The 16,426-nt window shown below is 40.4% G+C and carries 14 protein-coding genes; 2 read left to right on the top strand and 12 right to left on the bottom strand.

Annotation, left to right across the window (positions count from 1 at the left end; all coding sequences use genetic code 11):
• The 8 genes from moaB to I6F47_RS04725 form a co-directional block, all read right to left on the bottom strand.
• Window positions 1–540 (bottom strand): molybdenum cofactor biosynthesis protein B, encoded by a 540-nt coding sequence (gene moaB / locus I6F47_RS04690; RefSeq protein WP_165721837.1) that lies wholly within the window; start codon window positions 538–540, stop codon window positions 1–3.
• Window positions 537–1,211, bottom strand: coding sequence for a molybdenum cofactor guanylyltransferase (locus I6F47_RS04695; RefSeq protein WP_442960275.1), 675 nt, complete (start codon window positions 1,209–1,211; stop codon window positions 537–539). Before I6F47_RS04695 ends, moaB begins: the two co-directional genes overlap by 4 nt.
• Window positions 1,212–1,248: 37 nt before the next feature.
• Window positions 1,249–2,220 (bottom strand): GTP 3',8-cyclase MoaA, encoded by a 972-nt coding sequence (moaA, locus tag I6F47_RS04700; protein WP_165721838.1) that lies wholly within the window; start codon window positions 2,218–2,220, stop codon window positions 1,249–1,251.
• 16 nt (window positions 2,221–2,236) lie between these two features.
• Complete coding sequence (locus tag I6F47_RS04705) at window positions 2,237–4,933, bottom strand: nitrate reductase (protein WP_197183425.1); 2,697 nt, start codon at window positions 4,931–4,933, stop codon at window positions 2,237–2,239.
• Between the two features lie 26 nt (window positions 4,934–4,959).
• Window positions 4,960–6,483: an FAD-dependent oxidoreductase gene (locus I6F47_RS04710; protein WP_165721840.1), complete on the bottom strand. Its 1,524-nt coding sequence runs from the start codon at window positions 6,481–6,483 to the stop codon at window positions 4,960–4,962.
• 227 nt (window positions 6,484–6,710) lie between these two features.
• Window positions 6,711–7,904, bottom strand: coding sequence for an alginate export family protein (locus I6F47_RS04715; protein ID WP_197183426.1), 1,194 nt, complete (start codon window positions 7,902–7,904; stop codon window positions 6,711–6,713).
• Between the two features lie 9 nt (window positions 7,905–7,913).
• Entirely contained in the window at window positions 7,914–9,656 is a 1,743-nt protein-coding gene (locus tag I6F47_RS04720) for a bifunctional protein-serine/threonine kinase/phosphatase (RefSeq protein WP_197183427.1), read from the bottom strand.
• A 13-nt stretch (window positions 9,657–9,669) separates the two neighbouring features.
• Window positions 9,670–11,139: a NarK family nitrate/nitrite MFS transporter gene (locus I6F47_RS04725; RefSeq protein WP_007585259.1), complete on the bottom strand. Its 1,470-nt coding sequence runs from the start codon at window positions 11,137–11,139 to the stop codon at window positions 9,670–9,672.
• A gap of 289 nt (window positions 11,140–11,428) precedes the next feature.
• Between I6F47_RS04725 and moeB the strand changes: the two genes are divergently transcribed.
• Window positions 11,429–12,187 (top strand): molybdopterin-synthase adenylyltransferase MoeB, encoded by a 759-nt coding sequence (gene moeB, locus I6F47_RS04730; protein ID WP_197183428.1) that lies wholly within the window; start codon window positions 11,429–11,431, stop codon window positions 12,185–12,187.
• Here moeB and I6F47_RS04735 read toward each other — a convergent pair whose 3' ends face one another.
• From I6F47_RS04735 to modA, 3 genes are read right to left on the bottom strand one after another with little or no spacing between them, the layout of a single operon-like run.
• Window positions 12,188–13,216: an ATP-binding cassette domain-containing protein gene (locus tag I6F47_RS04735; RefSeq protein ID WP_197183429.1), complete on the bottom strand. Its 1,029-nt coding sequence runs from the start codon at window positions 13,214–13,216 to the stop codon at window positions 12,188–12,190.
• 1 nt (window position 13,217) lies between these two features.
• The gene (modB, locus tag I6F47_RS04740) at window positions 13,218–13,895 is read right to left on the bottom strand and encodes a molybdate ABC transporter permease subunit (protein WP_024609792.1); all 678 of its coding nucleotides are present in this window, start codon (window positions 13,893–13,895) and stop codon (window positions 13,218–13,220) included.
• A complete protein-coding gene (modA, locus tag I6F47_RS04745) occupies window positions 13,882–14,634 on the bottom strand; it encodes a molybdate ABC transporter substrate-binding protein (protein ID WP_197183430.1) in 753 nt (250 codons plus the stop codon). The genes modB and modA overlap by 14 nt, the downstream gene beginning before the upstream one ends.
• 45 nt (window positions 14,635–14,679) lie before the next feature.
• Between modA and moeA the strand changes: the two genes are divergently transcribed.
• Complete coding sequence (moeA, locus tag I6F47_RS04750; RefSeq protein ID WP_197111393.1) at window positions 14,680–15,897, top strand: molybdopterin molybdotransferase MoeA; 1,218 nt, start codon at window positions 14,680–14,682, stop codon at window positions 15,895–15,897.
• A 53-nt stretch (window positions 15,898–15,950) separates the two neighbouring features.
• Here moeA and I6F47_RS04755 read toward each other — a convergent pair whose 3' ends face one another.
• Window positions 15,951–16,403, bottom strand: coding sequence for a DUF1311 domain-containing protein (locus tag I6F47_RS04755; RefSeq protein WP_165726361.1), 453 nt, complete (start codon window positions 16,401–16,403; stop codon window positions 15,951–15,953).
• Between the last annotated feature and the right edge of the window lie 23 nt (window positions 16,404–16,426).

Here is a 16,426-nt window from a genome sequence, read left to right on the forward strand (position 1 = left end):
CTATTGCTCACGCGATTCACACTTTTTACCAATGGTAATGTGCGGTACAAAGTTACACGGTTTATGCATTGAGTTAAGTTGATCTTTTATAATGCCTGTCCACGCTGTTTTACATGCGCCTGTAGAGCCTGGCATACAAAAAATAACGGTGTTGTTAGCAAGCCCTGCCAATGCACGAGATTGAATAGTTGAGTTACCAATTTCACCGTACGATATATGTCTAAATAGCTCACCAAAGCCGTCTACGCTTTTATCAAACAACGGCGCAAATGCCTCAGGTGTTGAATCACGTTCAGTAAATCCTGTACCACCAGTCACTAAAATAGCGTGAATGGTGTCATCGGCTATCCACTGCGATGCAATAGCGCGCATTTGGTAAACATCATCTTTTACAATTTCTTTATCCGCTAAGTGATGACCCGCCTCAGTTAGCGCTTTAATTAAGTAATGACCAGAAGTATCGGTAATCGCATCGCGCGTGTCGCTTACTGTAAGCACGGCAATGTTTAAGGCTATTTGTGACTCAGTTGTGTGGCTCATAATGTTTTTCTCAATTGGTTAATGCTTTTGTCAAAATGCTCATTTACAGCTTTAAATTGCGCCGGTGTATTGGTGTTTATTAATGCATGCGCTTTATTACATAAAAGCGTTTGCACACCAATGCTTTGGGTAAACTGTTTTATTGATTTATGACTGTTTGCGTTTGTGAGTATGTGTTTTAAATGATTTTTTACACTGCTTGTATTACGAATATACAGCGGTAGAGGTTCATTTTCAAAGTGCCAAGCATGTATTTGTGACTCATTTAATTGATTGCTCACACTTTGTACGTTATTTGACTGAGAAGCCAGCACTATTGTGTTTAACAAACTACTTGTAAGTAGTGGCATATCTACCGCAGTAATAAGTAAATCGTGCTCGGTGGCTAATAATGTGGAATAAATTCCACCAAGGGGTCCACTATTGGGGTATACATCTTTAACGTACTTTTCTGAGGGATAATCGCTCGGCGAATAATGGTTCAATGATTTGACCGGATTTATAACATTGCGGCTTATTAGTATATTTTTAGCACCTGCGTCTTTTAATAAATCATACGCATTGTGCAATAGTGTTTTATTTTTTAAAACTAAATCGGCTTTGTCTGTGCCCATTCTTGATGACTTACCACCAGCAAGCACAACGCCTGTAAAATCTCGCTTAACTTTCATATTAGCTTTTATATGAGTATTCACATCAGCTCCCATGTTAGCCACCTAACATGGCTAAGTGAGTTGTCGCACCTGTTAAGCGTTTATCTAGCTCATGGCTTATTTCTTTATTGCCCATAGCAGCTCGAATAGCCTTTACGGTTGCTGCAGTATCATCCTCGTTTAGTAGCTCGCGTAAATCTATACCTTGCTCGGCAAACAAGCATAAGTGTAATTTACCCAGTGCCGACACCCTTAAGCGATTACAACTTTTACAAAAGTCTTTACTGTACGGCATTATTAAACCAATACGACCATCGTAATCAGGATGACAAAATTCCTCAGCGGGTCCATTTAATTTTCCCCTAACGACTTGTAACCAACCTTGGTTGAGTAATTGGGCTTTAACCGTTTGCCCACTTAAGTGGTTTTCTTCAAAAAAGGTTGCGCCGTCACCGGTTTCCATTAATTCTATAAAGCGCACTGTAACTTTGTGGTGCTTTACCCACGCTAAAAAATCCTTCAATTGGTTTTTATTAAACTGCTTGGCAAGCACTGCATTTATTTTTATGTCTTTTATGCCCAGCTCTACCGCGCGTTCAATTCCTTTTAAAATAAGGTTAAGTTTGTCGTGCCCTGTTATGAGTTTAAACATACTCGGATTTAAACTATCAATACTGACGTTGAGCGCATCAAGCCCTGCTTCTGCAAATTCATCAATTTTCTTTAATAAATTAAAGCCGTTGGTAGTAATGGCTACTTTTTCTATGCCGGGCGTGTTTTTACAAAGCTTTATAATATCGGTTACGTCGTTTCGTAAGCATGGTTCGCCACCTGTAATACGCACTTTTTTAGTACCTAGCTCTGCAAACGCATTTACTAAGGTGTTTATTTCGTTTTTATTTAAAAAATTACGCGGCGTATCGCACTGATACCCGTTTGGTAAACAATAACTACAACTAAAATTACATACATCGGTTATTGAGAGGCGCAAATAGTTAAACTGCCGACCAAATTGATCATTAAGCATATGCTTCCTTTTTTCTTTACATTACAACCGCAACATTAATACTGTTCGCTTTTTGCGTAGCATGTTGCTTAATTAATTGGCTTAATTGTGTTTTACACGAACCGCAGTTCGTCCCACATTTAAGTTCAGACCCCAATTGCTCGACTGTGTTTGCACCGTTTTTAATGGCGTTTATAATTGGCTGCTCTCTTACTTTAAAGCAGCTACACACTTGCATGCCTTGGGTAAATTCTTCATCGGGGGTTGCATAAAGCAAAGACTGTAACTGTGTAAAGGTCAGTAATGGCTCTGCAAATAAATGGTTTATCCACTCAAGTGATATTTCTTTTTGCTCATTAGAAATAACACCAACAAACGCTAATTGATCGTTTTGAATACACTGCACATGCATGGCTTTTGCCGAATTCATAGCCGACCACTGCCCTTGTAAACCGGTTAAGGTTTGGCAGTAATACAGTAAATCACTTTGTGGCTCATTAAGCGCCAATTGGTAATTAAAGCAATTACTAGCATTAACTTTGAGCCAAAAATCACTGTTTATAACAAGCTCGTTTTTAGCAAACAGCTGCATATATTGCACAAAGGGTGCCTTAACTATATTAACAGCGCCGTGTTTGCACTCAGCCTGACCAGATAGAGGGTCAACTACCGATTGATACAACCCACTTACTGTTGCTGATGACGCAAATTGCTTGTTCCAATGAATAGGCATAAAGCATTCACCTTTTCGCACGGAATCGGTTACTTTTGCATGCGCGGTAACCTGCCCCGTTTGGGCAATCGCACTTATTAAATCGTTTTGCTTAATTGCTAATTTACTGGCATCAAGCGGATTAATTTCAATATACGGGCGTGTAATATGCGATGAAAGCGCAGTGCTTTTACCCGTGCGGCTCATGGTATGCCATTGGTCGCGTATACGTCCTGAGTTCATTACAAACGGATAATCACTTGATGTTTGTTGTACCGGTAATTGAGGCGTTATAGGTATAAAGCGCGCCTTTTTATCAGCGGTGCTAAATTGGTTATCTGTAAAAACCTGACCGTTTTTATAAGGCTGATTTTTAACAACAGGCCACATAATGGGTTTTAAGTTATCGTACTGGCTTTTTGTGAGCCCAACTAAACCAGAGAGGTTTAATAATCGGCTGCCATTATTTTCAAAGTCAGTTAATTGTGCCCATTCTTCAAAAATGCCACTTGGGTCTGTAAAATCAAACCCTTCAAAGCCCATTTTTTTAGCGACTTCGCACATAATTTGCCAATCGTTTTTAGCTCCCGAATAAGGCGCTACTAAAGGGCGCTGCCTTGATATTCTGCGCTCTGAGTTAGTTACTGTGCCGTTTTTTTCACCCCATCCGGTTGATGGAAAAGCAACATCGGCAAATTTTAACGTATCACTTTTTGCAATACAGTCAGATACAACCACCAGCTCGCAGGTCTCTAATGCCTTTTTAATAGCGGCGTTATTGGGCAAGCTCACCATTGGGTTTGTTGCCATTACCCACACTGCTTTTATTTTTCCTGCGGCTATTTCATCAAACATATCGATGGCATTGCTGCCTGCTTTTTTAGCGATCGTTGGCGAGAGCCAAAAGCGTTGTACAAGTGATTGATGTGCTTCGTTTTCAATATCTAAATGCGCCGCTAACTGATTAGCCAAACCACCTACTTCGCGCCCGCCCATCGCATTGGGTTGCCCCGTAATCGAAAACGGACCGTTGCCTGGTTTAAGTAATTTACCTGAGGCTAAATGCGCATTAATAATAGCGTTGCATTTATCTACACCCGAACTTGATTGATTTATACCCATTGAGTAAAAGCTAATCGCACTTGGGCTGTTAGCAAATAGCGCGTAAAACTCAGTTACTTGCTCAATTGCTATATCGCAAAAGTCGCTAACTGCCTCACAGCTCCACTTTTGTGCCTCTTGCAGCGCGCTTTCAAAGCCGTTTGTGTGCTGAGCAATAAATTGCGTATCGAGGTGGTTATGCTCATGTAAATAATTAAGTAAGCCGTTATAAAGCGCGGCGTCACTGCCTGGTTTTATATTTAAAAATGTGTCGGCAAGCTCAGCGGTGTCAGTTTTTCGCGGATCAATAACCACCACTTTCATATTTGGGTTAAGTTGCTTTGCACGCTCCATTCGCTGATACAAAACCGGATGAGTCCACGCTGCATTAGAGCCAATTAAAATAAGCAGCTCAGTTTGCTCTAAATCCTCGTAGGTACACGGCACTACGTCTTCACCAAAAGCGCGTTTATAACCTGCCACAGCAGATGACATACACAGGCGCGAATTTGTATCAATATTGCCTGAGCCTATGTAGCCTTTCATTAATTTATTCGCGATGTAGTAATCTTCAGTAAGTAACTGCCCTGATACATAAAAAGCCACAGCATCGGGTCCGTGCTTTTGTATTATGTCGTTAAATTTATTGGCAACGTGGTCGGTTGCTTCATCCCACGTAACAGCTTGATTATTAATAAGGGGTGACGTTAAGCGGTTATCACTGCCTGTGGTGTCGAGCAAATGGGTGCCTTTTACACATAAACGACCAAAGTTTGCGGGATGCTCTCGCATGCCTTCAAGCTTGGTTGGCACATTATTAAAAAGTGAAATATCAACACCACACCCTACACCACAGTAAGCACATGTTGTTTGTTTTAAACTCGTTTTATTTATAGTTGGTGACGTGTTTGCGGTTGCCATACTGCTCTCTTTTAGTGTGCTTTAATTTATGCGGGCTGTTTTACAGGCTCATTAAGGGTAACTACGTTAATAGTGTTACTTGCTTTAGCGAGTGCGCTGCTTATTACGTTTTGAACGAGTTTTTCACAACCTCCACAGCCTGTACTGGCTTTGGTGCTTTGCTGCACACTTGCCAAATCTATGCAGCCTTTAGCGACTGTTTGTTCAATGGTGTGTTTAGTTACTTTATGACAAGCGCAAATAATAGCGTCATCAGGCAGGTCGTCGGCGCTTAGCTCTGCTATGTCGCCAGCAAGGGGCATAATGAGCGCTTCGGGGGCGGTGGTAAGTTCAATGTCGTTTAAATGATATTGCAGTAAATTATCGTAATCGCTGGTATCGCCAACAAGTACCGCGCCAATCAGCTTATTACTTTGTGAATTAGTGACTACTTTTTTATAAATGCCATTGGGTTGGTCTTCAAAGTAATAGCTTATTGCGCCTTCGCTGCGTGCATGTGCATCGCCAATAGAGCCCACTTCAACACCCATTAATTTAAGCTTGGTGCTCATATCGGCACCGCTAAATTCATCGGCTTTATTGTCTAAGCCAGTACTTTGCAAAGTACCTTGCTGCGTATCTTGTAAAATATGCCCAACTGCTATTTTAGCCATAGCGTAACCGGGTGCCACTAAGCCAAAAATAAAGTTATTCCATAGTGCACATTCGCCAATCGCGTATATGTTTTTGTCGCTAGTTTGGCAGTGGTTATTAATAACAATACCGCCGCGCTCACCTATTTCTAAATTAAACTCGCGGGCTAAATTATCATAAGGGCGAATACCCGCCGAAAATACAATCATGTCGGTTTCAAGGGTTTTACCGCCTTTAAAACACATTTTGTAACGGCAGTTCTCACCCTCTACTATTTCCTCGGTTGCTACCGATGTATGCACAGTAACGCCTAAATCTGTAATTTTGTTTTTTAGTAACCGACCGCCACCCGCATCAACTTGTACGCCCATAAGTTGCGGTGCAAATTCTATTACGTGAGTATGCAGACCCAGTTGCTTTAATGCGTTTGCAGCCTCAAGCCCCAGTAAACCGCCACCAATTACCACGCCTACTTTGCTTCCGTGGGCTGAGTTTTTTATTGCGTGTAAATCGTTAATGGTGCGATAAACAAGGCAATGCTCACGATCTTTACCCGGTATAGGAGGTACAAATGGAAATGAACCTGTAGCAAGCACAAGCTTGTCGTATTCAAACGACTCCCCTTTAGCGGTCGTTACAGTTTGCGCATCACGATTTATGTCAACCACTTTAGAATGAGTATGAAAGCGTACTTGCCAATCGTCATAGGTTTTATTGCATGTAAGTGCGAGGTCGTCTGCGGTTTTACCTTTAAAAAAAGACGATAGTTGTACGCGGTCATACGCTAAACGGTCTTCACCGCTGAGTACCGTAATCTCAAATTGCTCATCAGCCTGATTTTGAGAAACTAGCTGCTGCACAAAATGGTGCCCCACCATTCCGTTTCCTACCACTACAACACGCTGCTTGCTTAGCATTTACCCACCTTAAAGTGATACCTATTTTAGTAATTGACTAAAATTGAAATCGAATAATTTGTTATAGGTTTGTTATAGCAATATGTAAGCCAAATATATAAGCATTTAAAATCAGCAAGTTGGCTACATTGGTGCAGAGGTGAAAAGCATAAAGCTCAACAAGATGGTGCAATTGCACCATCTTGTGTCGCTAAAAATTACAAGTAAATATTAGAAGATAAAGAGGATTAAAATTTAGCGCTCATCCATACCCACAATTTTTGAGTATCGACTTTATTAGCTGCAGTATCGCCCGCTGAGTAATCAGCATATTTAACACCCACTGCGTATTGTTTATTAATAGGTTTAACGTATTGTACGTTTAGTTCAGTACCCAAATCGTCAACCCCATTTGATTGCTCATTAGCATCAAAACTGTGATAAGCCACCAGCCATTTTCCGTCAAACGCTTTACCATTTAAGCTTATGTAGGTGTCGTCCAAGCCTTGTGTGGGTGTATTTAAAAATGTATCTGCCCAACCATTAAATTTATGCAGCGTGGCAAGTGGTGTTGCAAAGCCGTAATCGCCATTGTCAGAGCCAAGTGACTCTATGCCGACTTTTAATGTTACTGTTTTAGTGCCCAAACCATTTAAATCAACAGCGCCTTCAAGTGCATAGTAATCGGCATCAAAATCACTCACGCTTGTTGAGGCAGACTGCGTTGCATACTCCGCTTTGTAATAAAACTTTATGTCGTTTAGGGTTTTATTACCGTTAAAAGAAACGCCATAAGTGTCTAAACTGTGGTCTTGTATAGCATCGTCACTTAATAAATAACTGTATAAAACCACTTTACCGTAGTCTGTTTTAAAGCTTGCATTAATTAGATGATCGGACGACTCAATGTCTTTATCGTCAGCAAATATGCGGTTACGCTTATTTAAATAACTGTATTGTAAATCTATGTTATTAAATGCGTAATTAACGGTTGCTGCATCAAAGGTTTGCCTGTCTTGGCGCCAACCTACGTGCCCAACAAATCGCTGCCCATCAAGGGCTATTACTTGGCGCCCTACTTTTAGCGATAAACCATCGCGTACATATTTAACAAAACCTTGGTCTATCTCAGTGTTTTCTGGGTCTGCAATAACAGAGTAATTAGTATTTTTCCCCACCGTATTGTTGTAATCATCTACGCCCAATAGGCTGCGAATGTCTTCTACTTCAATAAGGGCTGAAAAACCATTCACCTCGTCTGTTTGATGCGTTAAGCGGGTTCTAAGTGTTAAGCCGCTTGCATCTTTTAAGGCATTTTCTTGATCAACGCTTTCAAAACGCAGTCTAAAATCAAGATCAGTTTGCGAAGCTTGGCTTATTGAAGGCGCAGTGAAGCAACCCAGTATAAAAATAATAGGTAAGTTGTTCTTATAGTTAAGCATTTTGGTTCTCTAAGTTTTAATTATTAATACACATACCAAAGCAATAAATAAACACAGCGAAATACATTTCCACACCATAACTGGATCGCGTTTCATTATTGAGCTTTTATTAGCGGTACTTTCTAAATAAGGATTAGGTTTGTTGATATCGTTTATAAACTCAGAAAAAGCTTGGTATCTGAGCTCAGGTTTAGGGGCAAGCGCTTTCATAAGGGCTTGATCTAACCAAAACGGAATATCGGCTCTGTATTTACGAATACTTGTGTAGTGCCAATGGCTGTAATCTTTTGGCGCTACGTGGTTAAGTGGCAGTGGTTTGTAAGGTAATTTTGAGCACAATAACTCGTATGCAATAACGCCAAGTGAAAACAAATCACTTTTAAAATCGGCGTGCATAGTAATAAGTGTTTCGGGTGCGGTGTAGTCGGCAGTGCCTTGCGGGCAATCATCCGCAATTTGTTTAACCGACTCGTCCATAGCCGCAACACTTACTGTGCCGTAATCAATGAGCGTTACTTTGCCGTGCGCATCTATCATTACGTTATCGAGTTTTAAATCACGATGTACCATATCGAGTCGCTGAAACGCCCTTAGTGCATGTACTATTTGTTCAACAATACTGCGTACTTGGGTTATTTCTGGGTGCGGCACGTCGTGCTTCCAATCACTCAGTGTTTGTCCGTCCATATACTCACAAATATGATACAAAAAACGACTTTGCGATTGCGTACTCAGTACTTTCATCACATTTAAATGGTTTATGCGTTGCCCAACCCAGCCTTCTCTTATAAAGCCTTGAAGGTAGTGCACATCGTCTTCAAAATTAACCGAAGGTGCTTTTAAAACCACTGGCGGTATATCGGGCGCTTGTTGCACTAAATAAATATGCGAGCGACTACTGGCATGCAATTTACGGATAACCGTGTAGTCATCAATTTTTTGCCCAACATTAAGCGCAGGTGGAATTTTTCGTCGTGTTAGCGAATGATAAAGTTCATCTAACTTTTGCTCGGCAATATTTTCTACTTTTACCAGTAAGCAACTTACGTTGTCGTCACTGCCTCGCGCTAATGCAAGTTCGGTAATTGCTTTAGCTGCATTTTCTAAATTAGTGTGCTCATTAATTAATTTAGCTATATCACTACTTGGGAGCACATCGTGTACGCCATCACAGGTTAATATATAAATATCGTCTGCTTTTAGGTCAACCTCGTATACATCTATTTCTTGATGAAGTTGTGCGCCAAGTGCACGTGTTAGCGTATCATTTACTTTGTGATCCCGTGTTATTGCCTCTATTTTATTTCCTCGTAGGCGGGTAATACGCGTATCACCTAAGTGAAATATATAACCCGTTGCCGACTTTAAAATAAGTGCTGTAAAAGTGGTCATCCAATCGGCTTGGCGTTGACCAAGGTGATTGTAATTAACTGATTGCGAATAAAGCCACTGATTTAAACTTGCTAACACCTTCGACACTGACTTTTTAACCGCCCAACTTTCGGGGGTATTTAAATACTCATTTATAAAATGAGTAACCGAAAGTTGAGACGCTTGTTTCGCATTTTTTGCTGATGAACACCCATCGGCTAAGCAGGCAATAACGCCTTTAGACTCTTTTTCTTGCGCTTTGGTATTAAGAGCAGCAAACGCATCTTGGTTTTCTGCTTTTAACCCTTTAGCGCTGTGGCCGCCAAATGAAACATTGAGTTCATTTTCAAGCGCTTTAGCGTGGTGTGTTTCATCAAACATAGTCAATAATGCCTTAAGTCACTGAAATAAGTTCAACGGTGCCGTCTTCATTTACTTCGGTAATATGGCCATCAGGTTCTTTCATAAAAAATAGTGCGCCTAAGCCAAGTAATGCACTACCCGCAATAATGAAAAAGAAGGTTTGATAATCAACAAGTGACAATGCCGTTAAGTAAACTACTGCACCAACATTACCATAAGCCCCTGTCATACCAGCAATTTGCCCAGTTAAACGACGCTTAATTAGTGGTACTGCCGCAAATACGGCGCCTTCACCGGCTTGCACAAAGAACGAACATGCCATAGCAGCTACTACAGCAAGCCATAAAGGCCACGATGCATCAACCAAGCCCATTACAAAATAACCAACAGCAAGACCCATCGTAAGTACGATAAGTGTTATACGGCGACCCAATTTATCTGAAATCCAACCACCACCTGGGCGAGATGCTAAGTTCATAAATGCATAAGCAGAGGCTAAAATACCGGCATACACCATATCAAGCGCAAACACATCCATAAAAAACAGCGGCAACATAGAAACAACCGCAAGCTCAGAACCAAAAGTTGTAAAATATAAAATATTTAAAACAGCCACTTGCTTAAACTCATAACGATGCGACTCAGGTACAGGCTCTTTAAAAATATGACCATTTACGTCAAAGGTTTTATACACTTCGTAAATATAAAGTAGGACTAAAAAAGCATACACAGCAAGTACAAAATTAGCCGAAATTAAGTTAGCACCGGTTGGCGAAAGCTTCCAAGTAAGTAATGCTAATGCGCCGTACATAGGGATTTTCATAATAAGCAGTAATACAAAGTCGCCTTTACTGGTAACTTCCATTGCGCCTACTTTTTTAGGCTTAAAGTATGTACCGCCTTTTGGTGTATCGGTTACATTTAAGTACCAAATAACACCAAATATAACGCTTAATACACCGGTTAAACCTACTGCATAACGCCAGCCATCTTCGCCGCCAAACATTAGTGCAATAATTGGCAATAACATAGCCGCAGCTGCTGAACCAAAATTACCCCAGCCGCCATAAATACCTTCTGCTATACCCAACTCGTTAGCAGGAAACCATTCACTCACCATTCTAATGCCTACAACAAAGCCAGCACCAATAAAGCCTAAAGCAAAACGCGCTATTGCTGCTTGCTCAAATGTAGTTGCCATAGCAAACATAAAACATGGAATACTACAGCTAATAAGTAGTGCCGCGTAAACAATACGGGGACCAAATTTATCGGTTAGCATACCCACCACAACACGCGCTGGAATAGTTAACGCTACATTTAAAATTAGTAATGTTTTAACCTGTGCCATGGTAATACCAAGTGAACCCGCTATGGCACCTAATAAAGGAGCATGGTTAAACCATACAAAAAATGACACAAAAAAGACCATCCAACTCAGATGTAATACTTTCATTTTTCCGCTAAACGATATTAGGTTAAACCCAGAACTCGGTTGCATGTTTATTTTCCTCGTAAACGTATTATTGTTTTATTAATGCCCCACCCTTTTATACGAGTAGCAGCCCAATTTTTGTTAAATTTAAGTTAACCCGATATAGCAATTACTAAGCCACTAATTAAAAACTATAAATTTCATATGGTTACATGCAACAGCTGTTTTTATACGTTATAGTTGCACTATATGAGTGAAGGGCTCTGGGTTGTTAGAGTGCAAATAAAAAGCGTTACTACTTGCTCTTGGATTTAACAACTTGGTATTGTTCAAAAAAAGTATGAGAAGTTTGAAAATGCAAAAAACACCGCTAACTTACCAGCAGCAACTGCGCTATTCACGGCACATTATGCTCCCGCAGCTTGATATAGACGGACAAGAGCGACTATGGCAATCGCATGCTTTAATTATTGGTGTGGGTGGGCTTGGTTGTGCGGTAGGTCAATACTTAGCGGCATCTGGCGTTGGCACGCTTACCTTAGTTGATAACGATGAAATAGACGTGACCAACCTGCAAAGGCAAATACTGTATAAAGAAAGTGATATTGGTAGTTCAAAATGCAGTGCTGCTAAAAAACAGCTTAACGCGCTTAATAGTGAAATAGACATAAACACCATTGAGGCATTTTTTGATGCAAGTACCTCTACAGAACAATTATTTAATAACATTGATATAGTGATTGATTGCTCAGATAACCTAGCAACGCGCAATGCACTTAATAGCGCCTGTTTTAACGCTAAAGTTCCGCTAGTGTCAGGCTCTGCAATACGTATGGAAGGACAAGTCGCGTGTTTTACTATGGATGAAAACAGCCATTGTTATGGCTGTTTATCACAATTTTTTAGTGAACAAACACAAAGCTGCTCTGAATCCGGCGTGCTTTCCCCAATTGTGGGGCTAATAGGCAGTATTCAGGCTACTGAAGCGCTAAAAATGCTTGCTGGTTTGCCAAGTGGCTTAGACAAACATTTATTGCTGGTGGATGGTTTAAGCATGGAGTTTAATCGTTTTAAAATAGCTAAAAACAGTCAATGTGCGGTGTGCAGCATTTAGTTATTCTAGATTACTGATTGTTGTATAAAGCACATCGCCCACTTTAAAGTCGTTTTTGTCCCACACTCGTCTTGATGCCAAGCAATACAATGTTTGCCCATCTACATTAAGCGTTAACTGCCATTTATTATTAATAAGCTCAGCCTGAGTTAATACCGACTTTAAAACATTGCTATGCGTTGTTTGCTCAGGCTTTAACGCACTAAACGACATTTGCTCACTTTCTATAATTAGCTTATTACTGCTATCTACAAGTGCAGGAAGCACAAAAAGCGGCTGCTCACTTTGCTGTAATTGTAGTTGATATAGCCCGTAGTCTTCATCAAATTTAACCACATTGTAATTAATTAAGCTCAGCGGTGTTTGCCTGTCGTTTGCATAAATAGCTTTTGCAACGTGTGCACTTGCACCTTGGTTTATCACCTTACCTTTATCAAGCTGAATAAGGGTATCGCAGCAAAATAGCAGCTCTTTTAATGAGTGACTTACTATTATAAATTTAATATTAAACTTAACTGCAAACTCGCTAAGTTTAGTGAGCGTTTTAAAACGCAATGACCAATCAAGCGCACTAAAAGGCTCATCAAGCATTATAAATTTTTGACCTGCTAACAGCGTACGCGCAAATACTACACGTTGGCGTTCGCCACCCGATAAGCTTTGTACATCACGGTTTAGTAAGTCTTGTAATTCAAGTGTTTTAACAACGTATTCTAGCGTTAAGCTGGTTTGCTTATTCCCGCAGTGTTTTTGTGTAAACGCTAAATTACCTGCCACATCTAAATGAGGAAACAACGGGCACGATTGCAACTGAAGCGTTATACCGCGTTTATCGCTTGGCAGCTCATGCACTGGCTGATTGTTTACATAAACATTTTTTGCCGGCTCTAAACCGCTAATACAACGCAGTAATGTTGACTTACCCGAGCCAGAAGGCCCGTAAACACCGAGTACATTAAACGACTCAAGCTCAAGGTTTATATCTAAATCAAAATTATTGAGTGCTTTAAAAAGGCTTAACTTAATCATGTTATTGCTTAACCCCTACAATGCTTTTATTAAACTTAAATAACAGCACTAAACAGGCAAACGAAATAGCCAGTAAAATAAGTGAAAGCTGATGTGCCGCCGTATAATTTAACGATTCAACATGGTCGTAAAGCGCAATAGACACCACCTGTGTTTGCCCCTGAATATTACCGCCAATCATTAATACCAAACCAAACTCACCCAATGTGTGCGCAAAGCCTAAAGCAAATGCGCTACCAATACTGGGTTTTAAAAGCGGAATAATTAAATGCACAAAGCGTTTAAACGGGCTTAACCCAAGCGCAATGGCAGCTTCGTTATAGGTTTGATTAATATGCTTAAACCCAGCCACAAGAGGCTGCATTACAAAAGGCAGCGAATAAAAAAGCGAACCAATAACCACACCCTGAAAACTAAACGCAAGCTGTGTACCCGTTAGCCAAAACCAAAACTGCCCAAAAGCGTGATCAGGCGAAAATAAAACAAGTAAGTAAAACCCTAATAACGTAGGCGGCAGCACTAAAGGCATTGCAATTAATGCCTCTAAAAATGGTTTAAATTTACCATTATAGCCAGCGAGCTTGTAAGCCACCGGAATACAAAAAACAAGAAGGAGCACTGCGGTTATAAAGGCAAGTTTTATAGTTAACCACAGCGCGGTTAAATCACTTTGAAGCATTGTTGTCCTTTATTCTGTAACCTAATTCAATTAACTGCTGCTGCGTAGCCTGCGTCATTAAAAATTGCATGAGTTGCTTAGCGCTAGCACGCTTTTTAGTCGAGCTAATAATAACGCCTTGTTGAATTATATCGGGATATTGATTGGTAGGCAGCACGGTATAATCTAAATATTTTTGATCTTGCGTGTTACTGTAAGCCGCCTTTAGCGATGAAACAGCCACCAGCCCTACTCCTACATTACCGCTTTCAACAAACTGAAAAGCATGCGTAATGTTATTACCGTACACATAATTTACTGGCATTTTAAAATGGTTATTAGCGTAGTGCTCTGAGGCACGCCCGTATGGTGAAAAACGTGGATTAGCAATGGCTACTTTATCATTTACTTTTTCAGCTTTGGGTTGCCACAAAGCAAGTTCGCCTAACGCGTAAGTGATTAAGCTACTTTGCTCGGCATAACCTTCTTTAATAAGTGATTGCGGTCGAAAATCGTCAGCCGATAAAAACACATCAAATGGCGCACCATGCACTATTTGCGAATATAAAACACCGCTAGAAGCGGCTGATATTTTCACGTCAACATTAGGTAATGGGGATTTTTTTAGTAGGGTTTGCAATACAGTTTTAAAATTACTCGCTACGGCTACTTGCAGCGTTTCTTTTGCGTTTACGCCGCACGAAAGCATGCATGCTATAAGCAAAAAATAACCCAACCATGTATTGTAAAGCTTTGACATTATAAGTATTGTTTCAAAATAAAATGATTTAAGTAAGCAATATATATGAACGATGTTTGCAATGCACCCGGTTTATTGCCAATTGAAACTGCAATACAAAATATACTTGGCTCGATAACGCCTGTTAAAGACGTTGAAACCATCACTATAATGCAAAGCGTTGATCGCGTTTTAGCAAGCGATGTTAAATCAACTATAAACGTACCAGCTCATAACAACTCTGCAATGGATGGCTATGCGCTATGTATTTCAGATAAAAGCTTAACCTATACACAAGTAGGTAGCGTGTTTGCGGGGCAAGTTTTTGAAGAAACGCTTACCCCAGGGCAATGCGTAAGAATAATGACCGGCGCCGCCATTGCACCAGGCGCTAACGGCGTTGTAATGCAAGAAAACGCCTCGGTTGATGGCGATAAAATTACGTTTACTGCGCAACCTGAGCTAAATGAAAACGTGCGTTTTGCTGGTGAAGATATTGCAATTGACGATGTTATTTTAAAAGCAGGCGATAAATTAAAAGCCGTTGATGTGGGGTTACTTGCATCTTTGGGAATTGCCAATATAGACGTAGTAAGAAACTTAAAAATAGCCGTACTTTCTACAGGCGATGAGCTAATAGAACCTGGTCAGCCGCTTAAGCAAGGCGCTATTTTTGAAAGCAACCGCGCTGTTATTATTAGTGCGCTGCAACAAAAAAATATAGACGTGCTTGATTTAGGAATTATCCCTGATGACAAAGAACTCATCACTAATGCATTTTTGAAAGCGAACGAACTTGCCGATGCCGTAATAAGCTCAGGCGGTGTATCGGTTGGTGAAGCCGACTTTACTAAAGAAGTGCTCAACGAAATTGGCGAAATACACTTTTGGAAAATAGCCATGAAACCAGGCAAACCTTTTGCCTTTGGTAAACTAGCTAACAGTTACTTTTTTGGCTTGCCAGGTAACCCTGTGTCGGCTGCTGTTACGTTTAATCAGTTAGTAGAGCCTGCACTGCAAAAGCTGTCGGGGCTTGGTGAAGTAAACCCTAAAATGCGATTTAACGCGGTTACTACATCCGTTATTAAAAAGCGCCCTGGCAGAGCTGACTTTCAACGCGGTACTGCAACAATTAACGAGCAAGGTGACTTAGTGGTTGCCCCGTTTAATAAACAGGGCTCGGGTGTACTTTCGTCGCTTAGTAAAGCTAACTGCTTAATTGTAGTGCCAGCACAAAGCGGCAATATCGAAAAAGGCGCAACAGTAAGTATTGAGTTGCTATAAAGCCTAAAATGCTACAGCTAACTGTATAATTTAGCTGTAGCGCTATGTAGGTCTTAAAATATTTTTATATTTAATGTTTGAATTAAACAATTTAACTTTTCGCTATGTCCTACAAACTCTTCTTTGCTTAATCTATTAACACACTTTAGCGCATTTTTAGTCGCAAAGTATCTATCATAACTTAGGCTTCTTTCGCATTTAACACTATACGTTGAGGGCCAAGAGCCACCGGCACCCGTTGCTATGCCAACAACGTTACATGTAGCATCTATATACTGCTCCCATGCTTTTATTTGTGCTTTAACTGCATCTACTTGGTAATCGTCATTTAGTTGTGGGTAGATTTCATCCATCATTTTACTGATTTTAGTTTTGTATCTATTGCCCTCTAAATTATAAGTATTGCCCGTGTGCATTGCACCGCCTTCTGGCCAACCATCAGCGCTTTGTGCAAATGCGCCAAATGATGAAATAGCAAAAGCAAACCCAATAATAATTTTATTCATTTTAAATCCCTTTAATAATTAAA

Origin of the sequence: Pseudoalteromonas sp. NZS37 (genome assembly GCF_015864265.1) — a bacterium.
Taxonomy (GTDB): domain Bacteria; phylum Pseudomonadota; class Gammaproteobacteria; order Enterobacterales; family Alteromonadaceae; genus Pseudoalteromonas; species Pseudoalteromonas arctica.